The following is a 20,912-nucleotide window of genomic DNA, read 5'->3' on the forward strand; positions in this document are numbered from 1 at the left end:
AAGGGTGGACGCCGCGTACTACCGCTCGACGCCCCGCCCTCCGCCCAGCTTCTCCTCGATCCAGGCGACACCGAAGCTCGCCACGTCCCCGGCCTCGAAGAGATGACTCCTGGCCGCCCCGACCACCCCTTCGACGCCGATCCCGGCCGCGAGCATGTCCCGCGCGATGACCTCGAAGGGCCATAGTCCTTCCGGCACCACGGAGGAGTAGTCGAAGGCGCCGTCCGACGAGTCGATGTCGCGGAAGCGCCGCCAGACCCGCTTCCCCTCCTCGATGATCGGCTGCTCGTACTCTACGAACCGCTTGCCGGGCGCATCGGCGAGCGCCTCCGCGTGGTGCAGCAGCGTGAGGGAGTCCAGCGGAGCCCCCAGCAGGAGGACCCGCCCACCCATGGCGACCAGGTGCCCCAGCGGGCTGTCGGGGCCGTGCGGATCGTCCCAGGGGTGGTCGGCCATCAGCGCGTCCGCGGCCGGGCCGAGCGCCGCGAAGCCGGCATCGGGGTGACGGCTGCGTACGGCACCCGGCCAGCGGCGAAGGGCCTCGGGGAGCCGACCGTAGTTGTGGTCGGCCTCGCTGAGAACGGGGTCGTACGCGGGGTGTTCCGCACGCACGGCGTCCTGCCAGGCCTGCGGCCAGGCGGTGAGGTCGTAGGGCGGGGCGTCGTTCCAGCCGCAGGTGACCATGAGGGTGCCGCGCTCGCCGACGACGTCGCGCAGGGCGCCGATGACGGTCGGCGGACCGCCCGCCACGTACCCGATCGCCGACATCTCGGTATGGAACATCACGGTGTCCCCGGCACGCAGGCCGAGGTCCACAAGCTCACGCCTGAGCCGACCACGGGTGACAGGACCGCCGGAACGCTTGAGCAGGGCCATTTCGTCCATTAGGCGAACCTACCCAGGGGCGGACGGGCGCCGGAGGGCCGTGGCTAGGATCATCGGCGTCGAAGGGGGAACGCCGTGCACGGGCGGTTGCTGAACGATCGGTACGAGTTGCTGGCGCCGATCGGCTCCGGGGGCATGGGGCAGGTCTGGCGGGCCCGTGACCGGAGCCTGGGCCGGGAGGTGGCGGTCAAGCTGCTCACGGCGACGGGCTCGGCGGGCACGGCGGGATCAGCGGGATCAACGGGATCAACGGGTGGGGACGATCAGGACCAACTCCTGGCCAGGTTCCGGCAGGAGGCCCGCGCGGCGGCCTCGCTGGACAGCCCGTACATCGTCGCCGTCCACGACCACGGCACGGACGACGGCACCCCGTACCTGGTGATGGCCCTGGTGCAGGGGCGCTCGCTCGACCAGGTGCTGCGCGGGAGCGTCCGCGTACCGGTGGCGGACGCGCTGCGCTGGGCGGCGGACATCTGCCGCGCCCTGGACGCGGCGCACTCGGCGGGCGTCGTGCACCGCGACATCAAACCCGGCAACGTGATGATCGCGCAGGACGGCACCGCCAAGGTCGTCGACTTCGGCATCGCGACGTTCATGGAGCGCGCCGCGGGAGACGCCCGCCTCACGCAGACCGGGCAACTGCCGTTCGGCAGCGTGCCGTACCTGGCGCCGGAACGGTTCCGCCAGGAGGCGGGCGACGGACGTACCGACCTGTACGCGCTCGGCTGCGTCCTCTACGAACTCCTCGTCGGCAGACCGCCGTTCACCGGATCGGCGGCCGGCGTCATGTACAACCACGTCAACGACGCACCGCTGAGGCCCTCGCGGGCACGGCCCGAGGTGACGCCTCCGGTGGAGCGCCTCGTACTCGACCTCCTGGCCAAGTCCCCCGCAGACCGGCCCGCGGACGCGGCGAAGGTGCTGGAGCGGATCCTGGCGGCGGGGGCAGCAGGGGCGGAGGAGGCGGAGGGGGCAAAGGCTGGTGCCGCGTACGGCACTCCGACGCCGGACGTACAGGACTCCGTCCCCGCGGCGGACTCCCTGGTCGTCGAGGACGCCCGCCCCCAGTCATCCCACTCGCCGGGTGTCCGCAAGGAACCCACGCCCCTGGACGCGCCGGGCCGCCAACGGCGCTCACGCAAGCGCGTATTGATGACCACGGCCCTCGTCCTGGCGGCGGTCGGCATCCCGGCGGTCCTGGGCATACGTTCTCTCACCGCACCCGACACCGAGTCCGCGTCGGACGCCAAGGACACTCCGGCCGCCGTTTACACGATCGGTGTCGCACACAGCTACACCCACGTCGGCGCCGAACGCTCGACCGGCGCCGGGGACACGTACGAGAAGTCGGAGTTCAAGCAGTTCACGACGCAGCAGAAGCGCACCGTCGAGTCCGCGTTCGCCGAGACGCTCGGCGCGAAAGGCGGCAGCCGCTTCCGCGTCGTCCCCGTGTCCGCCAATCCGGACACGACGTCCCGCAAGCTCCTCGCCAAGCATCCGGAGATGCTCGCCGTCATCGGTGACACCGTCGACTTCTCCTGGGTGCACGACACGGACGAGGCGTTCCTGCCGGAGATCAGCACGTGCTCCGAAGTCGCCCATGCGGCAGGGGCGTTCGCAATCCCGGCCGACGAGGCGCGGCAGGGCGAGGCGATGGCGGACTACCTCCTGACGCGGACCAAGGCGCGCCGGGTGTTCGTGGCCGAGGACAAGATCTGGACGGACCGCGAGGACGGCATCGGCACCGCGCTGCGCAGGGCAGGCGTGACCACCAAGTCGCTGGACACGTCGCCCAACGAGATAAAGACGTCGCAGATCCCGGCATTGGTCGGCAGGGCACGGGCGGACGCGGTGGTGGTGCCCACGGGCGCGGACATCAACGTGTGGGCCAAGAAGCTGTGGGCCGACGGCTTCAAGGGACCGGTGCTGACCCAGAGCGATCCGGAGGGTGTCTGCGAGGACTCGAAGGAGCGGTCCACGGCGGAGAGGAGGGACAAGACCGTCCCCGACGGCGTCCTGCGCGCCCGCAACTACTCCGGTGAACCCGACGAGAACCTCCCGGCGCGCGGCAACCAGGAGCTGTACGACGGCGCCCTGGCCCTTGCGACGGCGCTCAAGAAGCTCCCGGCCGAGGGCTCGGCCACCTCGGCGAGTTCGTTGCGGCACACCCTGGACCGCGAGATCCAGGGTGTCTCCGTCAACGGCGTACTCGACGAGGTCTCCTTCGAGAAGCGCCGTTCCGCTCGCGAGCGCCCGGTGTGGTTCGACCGCCGTGAGGACGGCAAGTGGACCGAAGTCGGCAAGGTGGACAAGGAGTTCGAGGCGACGCGGCAGTAGCGCGCCCCGGTCGGGGGCTACGGCGAGGCGATGGCGCGCCGGAGCCGCGCGGCGATGTCGGCCATGTCGTCCGGCGCCACGTCCAGTACACCGTTCTCGGTCATCAGGACGTGGAACTGCTGCTCCTCGTACGGGACTCCGGGCGGCAGGGCGGCGATGTGCCAGTGGATGTGGCTGTTCCCCTCCTGACTGCCGAGGGAGTAGAGATAGGTCCGCTCGGAGTCGAAGACCTGCTCGACGGCGAGGGCGACTTCCCGCACGAAGAGCATGAGCCGCGCGTACGCCGCCGCGTCCAGATCACGGACGACGTGCTCGACGTGGGCTTTCGGCGCGACGAGAACTTTGCCGGGAAGGGTGGGCCACCGATCGAGAAAGGCGACGTGATCGTCGTCCTCGTGGATGGTGTGATGCGGATAGCCGGGATCCCCGGCAAGGAACGCACAGACAAAACAGGGCCCGTTCCGCGCCCGCTCCATATACCCCTCAAGGTCCATGGCTTTCCGCCGCCCGATCCCCATGAGCACTCCTTCCCCACTTCTGACTCGCTCCGGTGCTCCGCAGTCGACGTTGGCGCCGTCGATGGCATTGAGCAGACCAAGCATCTCTGGTTCGCGAGCCGTGGGGGGATTGAAAACGTCGTCCGGATTCACCGGGATAAGCCCCGCGCGCCCCATTACTCACCAGATATCTCTCTGGTGCCACCGATCAGCGCCCACTAGCGTGCTTAGCTCGCGCCAACTCTCACCCTCACCAGGAGCCGCTCAGTGAACCGCCCTCTCCGTCTCGCGACGGTCGCCCTCACCGCGTCCGCAGCGTTGCTGCTGACTTCCTGCGGAAGCGGCGACGAGTCCAAGGACAACGACAAGATCGCCGGGGCAGAGCAGGACGGCGCGAAGAAATCGGCTTCGCCCAGCGCATCGGACTCGGGGAGTGCGGACCGCCCGAAGATCGAGCTGCCCGCGGACCTGACGTACACCTTCGACTGGCCGAAGACGGGCAAGAAGGCCGATGACGCGATCCTGGCCGACAGTGAGCAGTCCATCAAGGCCGTCGACATGGCCATCGCCGAGCAGGACCCGGCGAACAAGGCGTACCGCTTCTACTACGAAGGGGAAGCCGCCGCTCAGACGCAGAAGTTCATCAAGGCCTACGTCGACGCCAAGGCGCGCACCACCGGCGCCTATCGGTACTACAACCCGGCCGTATCCGGCGATGGCGCCTTCGCCTCCCTCGTCTACTGCGAGGACCAGAGCAAGGCCTACGACAAGTACCTCAAGAAGGACAAGGTCAACAAGACTCCCGCGACGAAGAACAGCTACGTTCTCTACGCAGCCAAGCTGCAAAGGAACGACGCGGGCGTCTGGGTCACCACACAATTGAATTCCACTCGGGGGAGTGCCAAGTGCCAACCGTGAAACTCCGCTTGAAAGTACTGACCGTCGCGGCCCTCGGCTGCATGTTCCTCAGCGCCGTCCCGGCGGCGGCTGACAACGAGATCGGCGGCGGCGCCCAGAATCCCGGATCTGACAGCGACGCCTCGGGCAACGCGGACGGCGACGAACTGTCCGCCACCGCATCCGGCATCGTCTACGACCGCTCCAAGAACGGCTCCGGCCCCAAGACCGGAGCCGTGACCCCCGCCACGAACTGGACCCCGCCCCCCTGCTGGTACGCACCCACGTACTCGCCGGCGGAGTTCAAGAAGTACGTCGAGCCGATCTGGCAGGCCGAATCGACCGGCCCCCAGTGGGACTTGGAGCAGAAGAAGCGGTACGTGGACGGCGAGCCCTACAAGAACTTCAACCTGGACAAGGCGGGCAAGGGCTTCTGGTGGACGTCCTTCCCCAACAAGAGCTTCCCACCCGGCTGGGACGGCTGCGACGAGCCCACCTTCTGGGTGGACAAGGGCGACCCGCCCCCGGCCGACATCCCCGAAGCGATAACTCCGGAGATGCTCTCCAAGCTCGCGTACGCCGAGATCCGCGTACCCGGCACCGAGGTGACCCTCGCCCCTGAAGGCGAGACGAAGGTCAATCTGCCGACCTGGGCCTGGCTGGACGAGACGGAGTTCAAGCCGGTGTCGGTGACGGCGTCCGTCCCCGACATCGGCATCGAGGCGACGACAACCGCGGAGCCGGTCTCCCTCAAGATCGACCCGGGCACGAAGGACGCGGAGACCTACCCCGCCTCCGGTGCCTGCCCCATCAAGAACGGCAAGATCGGCGAACCGTACGCCAAGGGCAAGTCCAAGCAGGACCCGCCCTGCGGCGTGAGGTACCTCCGCTCCTCGGGCGACGGCTCGTACCCGCTCAAGGCAACGGTCACCTGGAAGATCCACTGGACCGGCACAGGAGTCAACGGCGAAAAGCCGCTACCTGACGGCGAGTTCGGCGCGGATCAGGACGTGGTGGTCGAGGAGGTCCAGTCGATCAACCGATAGCCGACATCTCCGGTGGAGAGCAGTGGTCGTGGAAGCCGCCCGCCGGAAGCACAGCGAGGCTGGGTCCCCCATGACGTCAGTCGGTCACTTCCGGTAAATTCGCACCCGCGTACGGTGCTTGAAGTGTTGAACGTGACGGGGGTTACGAAGTGGGGGGCAACCGCCCAGCAGACTGGCATGTCCTGGACCTGGACAAGGATCCGACGCCCGGCGATCCGGACCGGGTGCGGAACCTGGCGAAGAATCTGCATGACTTCGCCGACGACGTGTCGAAGGTTCTTCGTGACATCAAGGGGATGGCGGGTGAGGACGCCATCCTCACCTGGGCGGGCAAGACGGCGGAGTCCTTCACGGCGGAGTTCGAGGACGCGCCGGGCAAGCTGAGGAAGCTCAAGAAGAGCTACGAGATGGCCGGCGACGCCCTCTCCACCTACTGGCCCGAGCTGGAACGCGCCCAGGCCCTCGCCGACAAGGCCCTGGTCAAGGGCCGTGAGGCGCAGGGCGATCTGTCCTCCGCCCAGACCCGGCTGACCTCCGCCGACTCCTGGATGGACAAGGCGGGCAAGGAAGCCGACAAGTACAAGGACGACAAAGACTCCGGCAAGGACGTCCCCAAGCCGGACCCGGACAAGGTCAAGGCCGCCACCCGCAACGCCAACTCCGCCGAAAAAGCGCAGACGGCGGCCAAGTCGGACGTCTCCGCCGCGAAAAGCAACCTCGATGCCGCCAAGAAGATGGCCGAGGACGCCCGCAAGATGCGCCAGGACGCCGCCGGGACCGCGAAGAAGAAGCTGGAAGACGCTTCCGACGCGGGTATTCAGAATCGCAAGTGGTGGGAGGAGGTCGGGGACTGGGTCACCGACAACTGGGACACCATCGTCGCCGTCTGCAAGGTCGTCGTCGCCGTACTCGGCATCATCGCCATGATCATCGGTGGCCCGATCCTGGGCGCCATCGTCCTCATCGCCGCCCTCGTCGTCCTCGCCGACACCCTCCACAAATACGCCAACGGGGAAGCGGGCCTACTCGACGTCGCCTTCGCCGCCCTCGACTGCATCCCCGGCATGAAGGCCCTCACCAGCCTCCGCGGCCTCGCCAAGGGCATGAAGGGCCTCAAGGCCGGGCTCAAGGGCCTCGGCAAGGGCGGGCTACGGCGCGGCGCGGACGACGCCCTTGCCAAGAGCAAGCCGGCCAAGGGCCGCTGCAAGAACGGCGACCCCATCGACATGGTCTCCGGCGAAATGCTCATGGAGCAGACCGACGTCGAGTTGCCTGGGCTGCTTCCGCTGATCCTGCGGCGTACTCATCTGTCCACCTACAGGTGGGGCCAGTGGTACGGGGACTCCTGGGCGTCCACCCTCGACGAGCGGCTGGAAATCGACAGCGCGGGCGTGTTGTTCGCCTCCGAGGACGGCATGATCCTCACTTATCCGGTGCCGCGACCCGGCACGCCGATTCTGCCCGTCGAAGGGCCACTGTGGCCACTGAACTGGGACGGCGATGCAAGCGGGGAGATACGGATCAGCGACTCTGTCACCGGGCGTACCCGCCACTTCATGCCCCTGCCGGGCATTCCACCGACCGACGGTCCCGCCGTCCTGCCGCTCGCTGCGATCAGTGACCGCAACGGCCACCGGGTGACATTCGAGCGCGATGCGTCCGGCGCGCCCACGGCAGTGCGGCACTCCGGCGGATACCACCTGCGCGTCGAAACCGGCGGCGACCGCATCACAGGTCTGCGGCTGCACACCCCTGGGCCTGAGGACACCAGCACCGAACTGGTCCGCTATCAGTACAACACCGAAGGTCACCTCGCCGAGATCTACAACTCGAGCGAAACGCCGTACCAGCTGAACTACGACGACCGTGCCCGAATCACCTCCTGGACCGACCGCAACAGCTCCTGGTACCGATTCACCTACGACGACCAGGACCGCTGCATACAGGGCGAAGGCGCTGACGGCTTCCTCGACTGCACCATCAACTACGACACTGATAACCGCACCACCCTCTACACGGACTCGCTCGGCCACACCACCCGGTACGAGTACAGCGAACGGCTGCAACTCACTGCCGAGACCGACCCGCTGGAGAACACCACGCGCACGGCGTGGAACAGCCGTGACCAGCTCCTGTCGTGGACCGACCCGCTCGGGCACACCACCCGGTACGCATACGACGAGGCCGGGAACCTGACCAAGGTCACGCAGCCTGACGGCAATGCCGCCACTGCGGTCTTCAACGAACTGCACCAGCCGCTGACCATCACCGATCACGACGGCCTGGTCTGGCACCACTCCTATGACGAGCGCGGCAACCGGCTGACGGTGACCGACCCGGTGGGCGCCGAGACACACTTCACGTACGACGAGGCGGGGCGTCCGGTCTCCGTCACCGATCCCCTGGGCAGGGTCCAACGCGCTGTGTGTGATTCCGCCGGGCTTACGGTGGCGATCACCGATCCGCTTGGACAGACAACCGAGGCCGAACGCGACGCCTTCGGCCGGATCTGCACCGTCACCGATCCTTCCGGCGCTGTCACCCGCCTGACATGGACGGTCGAGGGTCTCATCGCGCGACGCGAATTGGCGAATGGCTCGGTCGAGTCCTGGGAGTGGGACGGCGAGGGCAACATCCTCAAGTACGTCGATCCAGCCGGTCACACCACGCAACATGCCTACACGCACTTCGCTTTGCCGACGAGCCGGCAAGACCCCGACGGCACGGTCCACACCTTCACGTATGACACCGAGCTACAGCTGACTTCCGTGGTCAACCCGCAGCAGCTTTCCTGGCGTTACGAATTCGATGCGGCTGGGCGTCTCGTTGCCGAGAACGATTTCAACGGGCGTTCCCTCACCTACACACACGACGCATCGGGTCGGCTCACTTCACGTACAAATGGTGCGGGCGAGTTCATCCGCTACGAGCGGGACGTCTTCGGCCAGACCCTGGTGGCACAGGCGGACGACGACACGGTCACCTCATACAGTTACGACGCCTACGGCCGTCTGACCCGTGCCACCAATCGGGATGCATCGGTCGAGCTGACCTACGACGCACAGGGCCAGGTCGTGCGCGAGAGCGTGAACGGTGAGGTGATGTCGTACACCTACGACCTTGCCGGACGGCGGACGACTCGCAGCACACCGTCCGGAAAAGTCTCCCGGTGGGAGTACGACGCGGCCGACCGGCCGACGGTGCTTGTGCTGGGCCGTCACCGGATGGAGTTCCAGCACAACTCCGCCGGATACGAGACGAGTCGCCACTACGGTGAAGGGGTCACACTCGCTCAGAGCTGGGATGCCGTCGGCCGGCTTGCCGACCAGACGATCAGCACGCGCTCCGACGCGACCGAGCGTGTCCTGCGACGCCGCACATACGCCTACAGGGCCGACGCACAGCTCAAGGAGATCCGCGGGTCGGATGCGAGCAGTCGGCGTTTCGACCTCGACGCAGTCGGCCGGGTCACAGGTGTGTACAGCGGCGACTGGACCGAGCGATACGCGTATGACAGCGCGGGCAATCTCAGCCACGCCGAAGTGACCCCCGCGGCAGCCATGCGCAGCAACTCCGACACCACGGCCGCGGAGAGTACCGGCTCCTGGGAGGCCACCGGGACTCTCATGCATCGGTCCGGACGTGTCCGTCACCAGCACGACGTCCAGGGACGGCTCGTTCGCCGCAGCCGCCGCCTCCTCAACGGGCAGCGGCAGGTGTGGCGATACACCTGGGATGCCGAGGACCGGCTCATCGGTGTGACGACTCCAGGCGGAGCGGCCTGGCGATATCTGTACGACCCCTTGGGACGTCGCATCGCCAAGCATCTATTGGATGCCGACGGGATGGTCATGGAGCGGACCGAATTCGCTTGGGACGGCAGCATTCTGGCGGAGCGGACCGCCACCGATGGCACGGTGACGACCTGGGACTACGAGCCGGACTCTCACCGTCCCCTGGTCCAGACCGACCACTCCCAAGCCGACTACGACGCGCGGTTCCACGCCATCGTCACCGATCTGGTGGGCACGCCCACAGAACTCGTCACTGCTGATGGCAATATCGCATGGCAGGCGCGCACCACGCTCTGGGGCGTGGAAATTCCGCACGAGGGCACGACGGACGTGGAGTGCCCACTGCGCTTCCCGGGTCAATACCACGACTCGGAATCCGGGCTTAATTACAACTATGCCCGGCATTACGATCCGGAAGCTGCCCGGTATGTATCAGCTGATCCGCTCGGCCTGGAACCAGCGCCCAATCACCATGCCTACGTACCGAATCCGCTGACCTGGCAGGACCCGCTAGGCCTTGCCCGCCGGGGTCCGAAGGACCCGATCAACCTGAGCGACGGGTACCGGGGGCGGATGGACACCTTTGACATCGGACATGCCACGGACTTCGAGATGCACGTATACGACAAGAACGGCCGCGAGGTCGGCCTCTACGGAAGTAACGGGTGGTTCGACAAGCACCGCTTGGATTCCAATGTAGAAGTGCCGCAGAGCGTGGAGAACCGGCTCAAGGGTGAGGCGGTAAAGTTCATGCGCAGAACCGGGCGCATTGGTCCTCGTGGTACTGAAGACGTCTCCGGCGACAAATGGAAGCGGCCCCGCCTGAAGGGATCCTGTGGATGAGGTACGTGAAGGTCGACTGGGACCTCGAGCTACGCGGTTTCCGGACTGACGCACGCGACTACCTGGCGGTCCTGCCGGAGCTGAAGGACGCACTTCCGTCAGGAGCAATGGCCTTCGCGTCCGACGCCGGACATTACGACTACGCAAGCGAACGGTGCGTCAAAGACCTGGAGCTCGCGGAGATCTCCCTGCCCACGACCACCGCGGGCCGGTCCGGCACAGCATCCCTCGACTTCCGGCCGAACCAGTGGAAGCACTCCGCCGGTCTGCGCATCGAGTATGCCGACGTCTCGCACTTCTCGGTCGACTATGAGTCGTCGATCGACTGGACGGCAGCGATCACGGTACTGCTCGATGAAGTTCTGCCACACGAGGGTGGCATCGTGCATGAGATCGAACTGACCGACGCAACGATCACGGTGCACTGTGCGGACCTGACCGCGACCTGGGCGGAAATCCAGGGCACATGACCCGAACTGGATCACGCCCTTCGACGTCACCCGTGAACTCCAGGGTCGACCAGGACGGGCGGCTCGGGTAGGTCGTGCATCTGGAGGAGTCGAACTTCCACCTCTGGGGAACCGTCCGCAGGACGGCTCACACGTCAGGACCACCCCCGTAGCTTCGCACCAATCCGCAACCTCGTATGAACGCACCGTAGTCGCCAGCCCCCCGCACCCATACCGTGTGCCCGTGCAACCGAGCCAACCGCCGCACCAGCCCACACCCCCGTTCAACTTCCCCGCCGCCCGGCGCCTTCGTGAGGCGCTGGGGATGGCGCACGGGCACGTCGCCTACGGGATGCGGGCGAGCTATGGGCTCTCCTACATCACCCCCGAGACCATCGCCGCCTGGGAACGCGGGCTCGCCTCGCCCACTTCCGCCGAGCTCACCGCCCTCGCCGGGACGTTGTGGTGCTCGCCGGGGGAGCTCATGGGCGCCGCGACCACCCTGCGCGAGCATCGGATCGCCCGGGGGCTCGCTCCCGACGACGTGGCCCGCGGGTCCGGGGTCGAGCTCCAGGCGTATCTGCGCATGGAGGAGACCAACACCTGGCGCGGAAACGAGCGGCAGTCCGCCGCCCTCGCCGAGGTGCTGCAGCTCCCCCTGCCCGACTTCATCACCGTCACCGGACGCGCCGACGACCTCGCCGAGCTGCTGCGCAGCGCCGTGACCTCGCGCTGGCAGGGGTACGTCCGGCCCGTCAGCAAGATGCTGCCGGTGCCGAAGCGGCACCTTGAGGACGTGCTCCAGCAGCTGCACGCCGACTATCAGGCCCGCATGGTGCGCACGCTCAGCTGGGGCGGCGGTGCCGGGGCCGATGCGTCAGGGAGTGCCGGGCGGGACTTCCTGGACAAGATCCTTGAGCATTTCTGGGCTCAGGTCCGGGGGACGGGAGGCGGTGGCGGCAGCAGCACCGGGGGGTAATCACCCTCCCCCCGGCCCGCCGAAAAGCCGCTCAAGCCGCTCAAGCCGCTGCCGAAAAGCCCCTAGAAGACCGACTCCGCCTCGTCCATCCGGTCCTTCGGCACCGTCTTCAGCTCGGTGACCGCCTCCGCCAGCGGCACCATCGTGATGTCCGTGCCCCGCAGCGCCGTCATGCGGCCGAAGTCCTGGCGGTGCGCCGCCTCCACCGCGTGCCAGCCGAAGCGGGTCGCCAGGACGCGGTCGTACGCCGTCGGGGTGCCGCCTCGCTGGACGTGGCCCAGGATGACCGGCTTGGCCTCCTTGCCGAGGCGGGTCTCCAGTTCGTACGCGAGCGCCGTACCGATGCCCTGGAAGCGCTCGTGGCCGAACTGGTCGATCGCGCCGACACCGTAATTCATGGTGCCCTCCTGCGGGTGCGCGCCCTCGGCCACGCAGATCACCGCGAACTTCTTGCCGCGCGAGAACCGCTCCTCGACCAGTTTGACCAGGTCAGCGGGGTCGAAGGGGCGCTCGGGGAGGCAGATGCCGTGGGCTCCGCCCGCCATGCCCGACTCCAGGGCGATCCAGCCCGCGTGGCGGCCCATGACCTCGACCACCATCACGCGCTGGTGGGACTCGGCCGTCGTCTTGAGGCGGTCCATCGCCTCGGTGGCCACGCCCACCGCCGTGTCGAAGCCGAAGGTGCGGTCCGTCGACGAGATGTCGTTGTCGATCGTCTTCGGGACGCCCACCACCGACAGACCCGCGTCCGACAGCATCTTCGCGGCCGTGAGCGTGCCCTCGCCGCCGATGGGGATCAGGACGTCGAAGCCGATCTCCTTGGCGAGCGCGGGCGCGTCCTCGCAGGCCGCGCGGAAGCGGTCGCGCTCCAGGCGCGATGAGCCGAGAATCGTTCCGCCACGGGCCAGGATGCCGCTGACCTCGTTCAGGCCGAGCGAGCGGTAGCGGCCGTCGAGCAGGCCGGCGTAACCGTCCTCGAAGCCGATGACCTCGTCGCCGTAGTGCGTCACGGCTCGGTGCACGACCGACCGGATCACTGCGTTGAGGCCGGGGCAGTCGCCGCCTGCGGTGAGAATTCCGATACGCATCGCGCTGTGTCTCCTGCTCGCTGTTGATGCTTGTGAGCCGGTCTGATTGTTCCACGGCCGCGAACCGGTCGCCGCTCACACATCAAGCGTCGCACCGAGCGACACCGCTCACGGCTGTTCCGTCCGGTCCTGGGGAGGAGGCCTTTGGGCCCGCTCCACGAGGCCTTTCGTCCGGCGGGCGACCTAGCCAGCCACAGAGGTATTGTCAAGAGGGCACGGCAACCATATCGGGTCATTTGTCCGGCCCTGAGGCACCTCGCCCGGTCTCACCGGGCGCGCAGGGACACCGCAGCGAAGAAGGGGAGAGCACGCGTGACGCGCAGCGTGTACGTGACCGGGATCGACCGGGGCGACGGCCGCCAGGTCATCGAGCTGGGAGTCATGGAGCTCCTGACCCGTCAGGTCGACCGGGTGGGGGTCTTCCGTCCGCTGGTCCACGACGGGCCCGACCGGCTCTTCGACCTCCTGCGGGCCCGCTACCGGCTCGCGCAGGACGCGGCCTCCGGGTACGGGATGGATTACCACGAGGCCTCCGCGATCCAGGCCGAGCAGGGCACCGACGAGCTGGTCTCCCAGCTCGTCGACCGTTTTCACCGGGTGGCCAGGGACTACGAGGTCGTCCTCGTGCTCGGCACGGACTTCGCCGACACCCAGCTCCCGGACGAGCTCTCCCTCAACGCCCGCCTCGCCAACGAGTTCGGGGCGTCGGTGATACCCGTCGTCGGCGGCAAGGACCAGACCGCCGAATCCGTCCGCGCCGAGACGCGCAACGCCTACCGCGCGTACGAGTCCCTGGGCTGCGACGTCCTCGCGATGGTCACCAACCGCGTGGCGCCCGCCGACCGCGACGAGATCCACGAGGGCCTCGCGTCCGGCCTCCCCGTGCCCAGCTACGTACTGCCCGACGAGCCCGCGCTCGCCGCCCCCACGGTCGCCCAGATCACCCACGCGCTCGGCGGCCGCGTCGTGCTCGGCGACGACGCGGGCCTGGCCCGTGACGCGCTCGACTTCGTCTTCGGCGGCGCGATGCTGCCGAACTTCCTGAACGCCCTGACCCCGGGCTGCCTGGTGGTCACCCCCGGCGACCGCGCCGACCTCGTGGTGGGCTCGCTCGCCGCGCACAGCGCCGGTACGCCGCCCATCGCGGGCGTCCTGCTCACCCTCAACGAACAGCCAGGCGAGGCGATCCTGAAGCTCGCCGACCGCCTCGCGCCGGGCACCCCGGTCATCGCCGTGACCGGCGGCTCCTTCCCCACGGCGGGTGAACTCTTCGCCCTGGAGGGGAAGTTGAACGCCGCCACGCCCCGCAAGGCGGAGACGGCCCTCGGTCTCTTCGAGCGGTACGTGGACACGGCCGGGCTGCGCAGCCGCGTACAGGCCCCCAGCAGCGACCGCGTCACGCCGATGATGTTCGAGCACAAGCTCCTGGAGCAGGCGCGCTCCGACAAGCGCCGCGTCGTGCTTCCCGAAGGCACCGAGGAGCGCGTCCTGCGCGCCGCCGACGTGCTCCTGCGCCGCGGTGTCTGCGACCTGACGCTGCTCGGCCCCGCCGAACAGATCCGCAAGAAGGCCGCGGACCTCGGCATCGACCTCGCCGACTCGCAGGTCATCGACCCGCAGACCTCGGAGCTGCGGGACGCCTTCGCCACCAAGTACGCCGAGCTGCGCGCCCACAAGGGCGTCACCGTCGAGCTCGCGTACGACGTCGTCGCGGACGTGAACTACTTCGGCACCCTGATGGTGCAGGAAGGGTTCGCCGACGGCATGGTTTCGGGTTCTGTTCACTCCACGGCCGCCACCATCCGGCCCGCCTTCGAGATCATCAAGACGAAGCCCGATGCCTCGATCGTCAGTTCCGTCTTCTTCATGTGCCTGGCCGACAAGGTGCTCGTCTACGGCGACTGCGCCGTGAACCCGGACCCGAACGCCGAGCAGCTCGCCGACATCGCCGTCCAGGCGGCGGCCACCGCCGAGCAGTTCGGTGTGGAGCCGCGGATCGCGATGCTGTCGTACTCGACGGGTACGTCGGGTTCGGGCGCCGACGTCGACAAGGTGCGCGAGGCGACCGAGCTGGTGCGCGCGAGCCGCGGCGACCTGAAGATCGAGGGGCCGATCCAGTACGACGCCGCCGTGGAGCCCTCGGTCGCGGCGACGAAGCTGCCCGAGTCGGAGGTCGCGGGCCAGGCGAGCGTGCTGATCTTCCCGGACCTGAACACCGGCAACAACACCTACAAGGCCGTCCAGCGCTCGGCCGGCGCGATCGCCGTCGGGCCGGTCCTCCAGGGCCTGCGCAAGCCGGTGAACGACCTGTCCCGCGGCGCTCTCGTGCAGGACATCGTGAACACCGTCGTGATCACCGCGATCCAGGCCCAGGGCGGCCCGGCCACCTCCGCCTAGCAGTCCCGCACCTCCCGTATGACGTCTACAGAAAGCATTCCTCCTGTGACCGCCACCCGCGTCCTCGTCCTCAACTCCGGCTCCTCGTCGGTGAAGTACCAGTTGCTCGACATGCGCGACAGCTCCCGTCTCGCGGTCGGCCTGGTCGAGCGCATCGGCGAGGAGACCTCGCGGCTCAAGCACACCCCGCTGACGGGCGGCGGCGAGGAGCGTGAGCGCGAGGAGCCGATCGCCGACCACGAGGCCGCCCTGAAGGCGGTCTCCGCCGAGCTGACCGCGGACGGGCTCGGCCTGGACTCCCCCGAGCTGGCCGCGATCGGTCACCGCGTGGTGCACGGCGGCCTGAAGTTCACCGCGCCGACGGTCGTCACGGACGAGGTGCTCGCGGAGATCCAGCGGCTCGTCCCGGTGGCCCCGCTGCACAACCCGGCCAACATCACCGGGATCCGCACGGCCCAGGCGCTGCGCCCCGACCTCCCCCAGGTCGCCGTCTTCGACACGGCGTTCCACACGACGATGCCGGAGTCGGCGGCCCGCTACGCGATCGACGTGGCCACCGCCGACCAGCACCGCGTGCGGCGCTACGGCTTCCACGGGACGTCGCACGCGTACGTGTCCCGCGAGACCGCCGGGCTGCTCGGCAAGGCGCCCGAGGACATGAACGTCATCGTGCTGCACCTGGGCAACGGCGCCTCCGCGAGCGCGGTACGGGGCGGCAGGTGCGTGGAGACCTCGATGGGGCTCACGCCGCTTGAGGGGCTCGTGATGGGTACCCGTTCCGGTGACGTGGATCCGGCGGTCGTCTTCCACCTGGCCCGCGTCGGCGGGATGTCGATCGACGAGGTCGACACCCTGCTCAACAAGAAGAGCGGTCTGGTCGGTCTCTGCGGCGACAACGACATGCGGGAGATCCGGCGCCGTATCGACGAGGGCGACGAGGCTGCCGCGCTCGCCTTCGACATCTACATCCACCGTCTGAAGAAGTACATCGGCGCCTACTACGCGGTGCTCGGCCGGGTGGACGCCATCGCGTTCACGGCGGGGGTCGGTGAGAACGCGGCGCCGGTGCGGGAGGCTGCCGTCGCGGGTCTGGAGGAGCTGGGGCTCGCGGTCGACGGAGAACTCAACGCTGTACGTTCCGACGAGGCTCGGCTGATCTCACCGGAGTACGCACGGGTCGCGGTCGCCGTCGTCCCCACGGACGAGGAGCTGGAGATCGCGCGGCAGACCTACGCACTGGTCGGAAACCCGTCATAAACGCAATACATCAGCAATTCATTACCGCAACGCCTGAGCGCCCTTCCGCCCATTTGTAGATTCCACCAGACGGAATATTCCGAAGCGAAACAAACCGATAGGATCGCCCCCATGCGCCGTTCCAAAATCGTCTGCACGCTGGGCCCCGCCGTCGACTCCGAAGAGCAGCTCGTCTCGCTGATCGAAGCCGGCATGAATGTGGCCCGCTTCAACTTCAGCCACGGCACGCACGCCGAGCACCAGGGCCGGTACGACCGTGTCCGTGCCGCTGCCGACAAGACCGGCCGTGCCGTCGGCGTCCTCGCCGACCTGCAGGGTCCGAAGATCCGTCTGGAGACCTTCGCCGAGGGACCCGTCGAGCTGGTGCGCGGTGACGAGTTCACCATCACCACCGAGGACGTCCCCGGCGACAAGTCCATCTGCGGCACCACCTACAAGGGCCTGCCCGGAGACGTCTCCAAGGGCGACCAGGTCCTGATCAACGACGGCAACGTCGAGCTGCGCGTCGTCGAGGTCGACGGCCCGCGCGTGAAGACGATCGTCGTCGAGGGCGGTGTCATCTCCGACCACAAGGGCATCAACCTGCCCGGCGCGGCCGTGAACGTGCCCGCGCTCTCCGAGAAGGACGTCGAGGACCTGCGCTTCGCCCTGAAGATGGGCTGCGACATGGTCGCCCTGTCCTTCGTGCGCGACGCCGGCGACGTCAAGGACGTCCACAAGGTGATGGACGAGGAGGGCCGCCGGGTCCCCGTCATCGCCAAGGTGGAGAAGCCGCAGGCCGTCGACAACATGGAGGGCGTCGTCGCGGCCTTCGACGCCGTCATGGTCGCCCGTGGTGACCTGGCCGTCGAGTACCCGCTCGAGAAGGTCCCGATGGTGCAGAAGCGCCTCGTGGAGATGTGCCGCCGCAACGCCAAGCCGGTGATCGTCGCGACCCAGATGATGGAGTCGATGATCACCAACTCGCGCCCCACGCGCGCCGAGGCGTCGGATGTCGCCAACGCGATCCTGGACGGCGCGGACGCGGTCATGCTCTCCGCCGAGTCGTCCGTGGGCGCCTACCCGATCGAGACCGTCAAGACGATGTCGAAGATCGTCGTCGCGGCCGAGGAGGAGCTGCTCGCCAAGGGGTTGCAGCCGCTCGTGCCCGGCAAGAAGCCGCGTACGCAGGGTGGTTCGGTGGCCCGTGCCGCGTGCGAGATCGCGGACTTCCTGGGCGGCGAGGCGCTGATCGCCTTCACGCAGTCCGGTGACACGGCCCGCCGGCTGTCCCGCTACCGCGCGGCCCAGCCGATCCTGGCCTTCACCACCGACCAGGCCACCCGCAACCAGCTCACCCTGAGCTGGGGCGTGGACTCGTACGTCGTGCCGCACGTCGACAACACCGACGCGATGGTCGAGCTCGTCGACGCCGAGCTGGTCCGTCTCAACCGCTTCAACGACGGCGACACCGTGGTCATCACGGCCGGTTCGCCCCCCGGCGTCCCCGGCACCACCAACATGGTCCGGGTGCACCACCTGGGCGGCGGAGAGCGCGACTGAGGTTCCTCCGTACGACCTGGTACGACACTGAGGGCGCCCCCTGGTTCAGGGGGCGCCCTCAGCGCTTGTGCGGCTCCCGGTGGGGTTTGAGCTCCCGGTGGGGTCTTGATGACCGGCGGCTGATCGCAGGACGGTCAGTCGGTGATCGTCTGGCTCAGGCCGGGTACGTGCAGGTTGCCGCCGAACTGGCCCGCCTGCTTGACCTTCACGTCCGTGAAGTAGATCAGCGGGATGTTCAGGGGCGGCGGGTGCTCCGGGTCGAACGTGATCGGGATCAGGCCGAAGAGCTTGCCGGAGATCGACTCGGTGTACATCGTCGTCTCCCCGCCACGGATCGTGGACGTGGAGCCCTTCTCGGCCTGGACGTGGTACTTCTTGCCGGCCGGGCCCTCGACGATCTGGTGCAGGTCGCCGATGTCCGTGTTCTGGACGACGTACTTCAGTGCCTGCTTGGACTGGCCGTTGGGCATCGTCAGGTTCACGACCCCCTGGTAGTCCGCGCCCTTGAGGGTCAGCGAGCTTGCTTCCAGGTTCCACGGCTGGTTCGGGATCGGCGCGGGCGTCTGCTCGGCCTTTCCGTCGACCTTCTTCTCGACCACGCACGGGAACGGCTTCTTGCCGTTCTCGTCCGGTGCCATCGGGTCCGCGGACTCCTCGGCCTCGGCCTTGTCGGCAGCCTCTTCAGCTGCCTTCTCGGCCTCTTCCTTGGCCTTGTCGACCGTGTCCTCGGCCTTGTCGGCACCGTCCTTGACGCCGTCAGTGACTCCGTCGACCGTGTCCTTGACGGGCTTGGTGACGTCGTCGACGGTGTCCTTCGCCGTGTCCTCGGCGGACTCCGAAGACTCGGCCTCCTCCGAGGCGGAGGGGGTCGGCGTGGGGCTCGCGGATTCCTTCTCGTCGGGCGTGAAGAGGTCCTTGAGAGCGGGACCGACGCCCAGCGGGTCCAGCGGGTTCTTGGTCTCGGAGGGCTCCGGAGCAGGCTCTTCGGCCTTGTCGGCCTCGTCGTCCTTCGAAGCGGACGAATCCGGCTCGGCCTTGTCGCCGTCCGAGCCCGCGTCGTCACCGGCGGAGGGCGAGGGCGTCGGCTCGGCGGTGGCCTCGCCGGAGTCGTCCTTGCCGCTCTTGTCGGCCTTCTCGGCGGCGTCCTTCTCCGCCTGCTCGGCCTTCTCCTTCTCCGCCTTCTGAGCGGCAGCCTCGTCGGCTTCCTTCTCTGCGTCCTTGGTGGCCTCGGATGCATCGTCCGGCGCCGTGACGCACGGGCCGTCCTGGAAGGGGTTCTTCGGCAGCGGCTTGGCCTGCGCGAGCTGGGGGGTCAGGCCCATGCCCATGAGGACGGCGGTCGGCATGGCCGCGATGGCTATCGCCTTGCCCGCCGGCACGTGCAGGCGGGTGAGGAGCGGCTTTCTGGGTGCCGCGTGGCGCGGCCCGGATCTCACGCGGGGCTCACCCGCGGAGTCCAGTTGGTGCACCTCGTCAGCCGGCACGGTGCCTCCCGTTCGTCCCGTTGTCCGGGCTCGTTCCTGACAGATCGTCCGTAGTGCCGCTCACCCCGTTCGCGGCCCCCGCGGCCGCGGGCTCCGGCGCCCCGTCGTCGGACCTGTCGGCCCGTCCCTTCGCGGATCCCTTCGCGGGCTTGTCCGCCGCCCAGGAGATGCCGAGGGCACCGCCGAGCAGGGCGAGCAGGAAGCCGATGACGAAGCCGCCGAAGTTGGAGACCACCAGAGAGACCAGGGCGAGCAGAATCGCCGCGACACCCGCGAAGATCCGGGAATGCGGCTGGAACCACATGGTCAGGCCGAGCACGACAAGCAGGACGCCGATGATCAGCGAGCCGGCACCGGCGGTCGTCGCCATCCGGATCGTCATCGTGCCGAGCGTGAGGTTCGCGTACGGGAAGTACATGATCGGGATGCCGCCGAGCAATGTCAGCAGACCACCCCAGAACGGGCGCTGACCGCGCCACCCTCGGAACGATTGGCGCATCCGACCGAGCTTGTCGCCCAGTCCCACTTGCGCTTCGGCGCTCATGTCGTACAGCTCCTCGGGGAATGGCGTTGGTTCTGTGTGTGCTGCGGATTCGGGCACGGGGACGGTGTGAGGTCAAGATTCCGTCGCGCCCCCGCGCCCGGCCGTGCTGCGCAACAAGTACCGCTGTCAAGGCATCAATTGCCTCAGTAGCACTCGTGCTTGCCCTTCTTGACCGACATGGCCAGACCGGAGAGCTTGAAGGTGCCGGCGGTGGTCGCCCACGCGCGCTGCTTGACGTCGGTGAACCGCACCTTGTCAGCCTGCTGCGCGAACGAGTCCGGGGCGTACTTGTCGCCCTTCGACGGGCCGGGACCCTTGGTGGTCTGGTCGATCGAGACACCGATGTCGACGTTGGTGAACGTCGCATCCGCCTTCAGGTCATCGGCGTCGATGTAGAGCTTCTTCGCCTCGACCCTCGGGCCGCCCTCGCCGCCGGCCTTGAGGGTCATCGACACATCGCCGAAGACGGGGACCGGAACGACGACGGACTGACACAGGTTGGTGATCTTGGCCGAGTTGAGGCCGACGACGGCGACCGGGTGGTTACCCGACTTGCCGCTGTCAAGCGCCCCGTACTGGACGAATCCCGTACCGTCGAGCTGCTTGGCAGTCACCTTGAACTGCTGACCGGACACACTGAACGATGCCGCGAGTGCACCCTGCGAAAGGGCCACGCCTATCGCGGCAGTCGCCGCGACGCTCGGCACCATGACTACGGCGAACCGCTTCCATCTGGTTCCGCCACGAGCCACGGACTCCATGACTTTCCTCCTTCTCGGACGTACATCTCCGGCCCTGGCTGCTGCCGTTCGGGCGGCTCAGCCGGGCAGGGATGGGAGAAGCGCTACGTCCTCGGGAGATCACCCCCGAGCG

At 68.0% G+C, this 20,912-nt stretch carries 15 protein-coding genes; 9 read left to right on the top strand and 6 right to left on the bottom strand.

All coding sequences use genetic code 11. The annotated features are described in order from the left end of the window. Positions 1-18 precede the first annotated feature (18 nt). Positions 19-885, bottom strand: a complete 867-nt coding sequence (aac(3), locus tag M4V62_RS14505) for an aminoglycoside 3-N-acetyltransferase (protein ID WP_249587671.1) — start codon at positions 883-885, stop codon at positions 19-21. 75 nt (positions 886-960) lie between these two features. On the opposite strand from aac(3), the gene M4V62_RS14510 reads away from it, so the two are divergent. Next, the gene (locus M4V62_RS14510; protein ID WP_249587672.1) at positions 961-3,222 is read left to right on the top strand and encodes a serine/threonine-protein kinase; all 2,262 of its coding nucleotides are present in this window, start codon (positions 961-963) and stop codon (positions 3,220-3,222) included. Positions 3,223-3,239: 17 nt separating this feature from the next. On the opposite strand, the gene M4V62_RS14515 is transcribed toward M4V62_RS14510, so the two are convergent. Then, positions 3,240-3,740, bottom strand: coding sequence for an HIT family protein (locus M4V62_RS14515; RefSeq protein WP_249587673.1), 501 nt, complete (start codon positions 3,738-3,740; stop codon positions 3,240-3,242). Between the two features lie 246 nt (positions 3,741-3,986). On the opposite strand from M4V62_RS14515, the gene M4V62_RS14520 reads away from it, so the two are divergent. The 5 genes from M4V62_RS14520 to M4V62_RS14540 all read left to right on the top strand — a co-directional run bounded on the left by M4V62_RS14520 (position 3,987) and on the right by M4V62_RS14540 (position 11,727). Further along, positions 3,987-4,637, top strand: a complete 651-nt coding sequence (locus M4V62_RS14520) for a hypothetical protein (RefSeq protein ID WP_249587674.1) — start codon at positions 3,987-3,989, stop codon at positions 4,635-4,637. Further along, positions 4,625-5,662 carry a hypothetical protein gene (locus M4V62_RS14525; protein WP_425575224.1) on the top strand — a complete coding sequence of 346 codons (1,038 nt, stop codon included), beginning with the start codon at positions 4,625-4,627 and terminating at the stop codon, positions 5,660-5,662. The genes M4V62_RS14520 and M4V62_RS14525 overlap by 13 nt, the downstream gene beginning before the upstream one ends. Positions 5,663-5,811: 149 nt before the next feature. After that, entirely contained in the window at positions 5,812-10,299 is a 4,488-nt protein-coding gene (locus M4V62_RS14530) for an RHS repeat-associated core domain-containing protein (RefSeq protein ID WP_344646383.1), read from the top strand. Continuing rightward, positions 10,296-10,769 carry a hypothetical protein gene (locus M4V62_RS14535; protein WP_249587676.1) on the top strand — a complete coding sequence of 158 codons (474 nt, stop codon included), beginning with the start codon at positions 10,296-10,298 and terminating at the stop codon, positions 10,767-10,769. The genes M4V62_RS14530 and M4V62_RS14535 overlap by 4 nt, the downstream gene beginning before the upstream one ends. 217 nt (positions 10,770-10,986) lie before the next feature. Continuing rightward, entirely contained in the window at positions 10,987-11,727 is a 741-nt protein-coding gene (locus M4V62_RS14540; RefSeq protein WP_249587677.1) for a helix-turn-helix domain-containing protein, read from the top strand. A 62-nt stretch (positions 11,728-11,789) separates the two neighbouring features. Here M4V62_RS14540 and M4V62_RS14545 read toward each other — a convergent pair whose 3' ends face one another. After that, entirely contained in the window at positions 11,790-12,815 is a 1,026-nt protein-coding gene (locus tag M4V62_RS14545; protein WP_249587678.1) for a 6-phosphofructokinase, read from the bottom strand. 312 nt (positions 12,816-13,127) lie between these two features. On the opposite strand from M4V62_RS14545, the gene pta reads away from it, so the two are divergent. The 3 genes from pta to pyk all read left to right on the top strand — a co-directional run bounded on the left by pta (position 13,128) and on the right by pyk (position 18,011). Beyond that, positions 13,128-15,212: a phosphate acetyltransferase gene (gene pta, locus M4V62_RS14550; protein WP_249587679.1), complete on the top strand. Its 2,085-nt coding sequence runs from the start codon at positions 13,128-13,130 to the stop codon at positions 15,210-15,212. Positions 15,213-15,230: 18 nt separating this feature from the next. Then, complete coding sequence (locus M4V62_RS14555) at positions 15,231-16,469, top strand: acetate kinase (RefSeq protein ID WP_425575225.1); 1,239 nt, start codon at positions 15,231-15,233, stop codon at positions 16,467-16,469. 111 nt (positions 16,470-16,580) lie between these two features. Continuing rightward, the gene (gene pyk / locus M4V62_RS14560; protein ID WP_249587681.1) at positions 16,581-18,011 is read left to right on the top strand and encodes a pyruvate kinase; all 1,431 of its coding nucleotides are present in this window, start codon (positions 16,581-16,583) and stop codon (positions 18,009-18,011) included. A gap of 134 nt (positions 18,012-18,145) precedes the next feature. Here pyk and M4V62_RS14565 read toward each other — a convergent pair whose 3' ends face one another. From M4V62_RS14565 to M4V62_RS14575, 3 genes are all read right to left on the bottom strand, one after another. Beyond that, on the bottom strand, positions 18,146-19,495 hold the full coding sequence (locus tag M4V62_RS14565; protein ID WP_249587682.1) for a hypothetical protein: 1,350 nt from the start codon (positions 19,493-19,495) through the stop codon (positions 18,146-18,148). After that, positions 19,485-20,039, bottom strand: coding sequence for a DUF6114 domain-containing protein (locus tag M4V62_RS14570; RefSeq protein ID WP_249587683.1), 555 nt, complete (start codon positions 20,037-20,039; stop codon positions 19,485-19,487). Before M4V62_RS14570 ends, M4V62_RS14565 begins: the two co-directional genes overlap by 11 nt. 143 nt (positions 20,040-20,182) lie before the next feature. Then, positions 20,183-20,800 (bottom strand): DUF6230 family protein, encoded by a 618-nt coding sequence (locus M4V62_RS14575; RefSeq protein WP_249587684.1) that lies wholly within the window; start codon positions 20,798-20,800, stop codon positions 20,183-20,185. Positions 20,801-20,912 lie beyond the last annotated feature (112 nt).

Origin of the sequence: Streptomyces durmitorensis (assembly GCF_023498005.1) — a bacterium.
GTDB classification, from domain to species: Bacteria; Actinomycetota; Actinomycetes; order Streptomycetales; family Streptomycetaceae; genus Streptomyces; species Streptomyces durmitorensis.

Bases quoted from the DNA above. Each gene is read 5' to 3' on its own strand.
- M4V62_RS14545 (WP_249587678.1), bottom strand. From the start codon at position 12,815: ATGCGTATCGGAATTCTCACCGCAGGCGGCGACTGCCCCGGCCTCAAC.
- M4V62_RS14570 (WP_249587683.1), bottom strand. From the start codon at position 20,039: ATGAGCGCCGAAGCGCAAGTGGGACTGGGCGACAAGCTCGGTCGGATG.
- M4V62_RS14575 (WP_249587684.1), bottom strand. From the start codon at position 20,800: ATGGAGTCCGTGGCTCGTGGCGGAACCAGATGGAAGCGGTTCGCCGTA.
- M4V62_RS14515 (WP_249587673.1), bottom strand. From the start codon at position 3,740: ATGGGGATCGGGCGGCGGAAAGCCATGGACCTTGAGGGGTATATGGAG.
- pyk (WP_249587681.1), top strand. From the start codon at position 16,581: ATGCGCCGTTCCAAAATCGTCTGCACGCTGGGCCCCGCCGTCGACTCC.
- M4V62_RS14555 (WP_425575225.1), top strand. From the start codon at position 15,231: ATGACGTCTACAGAAAGCATTCCTCCTGTGACCGCCACCCGCGTCCTC.
- M4V62_RS14535 (WP_249587676.1), top strand. From the start codon at position 10,296: ATGAGGTACGTGAAGGTCGACTGGGACCTCGAGCTACGCGGTTTCCGG.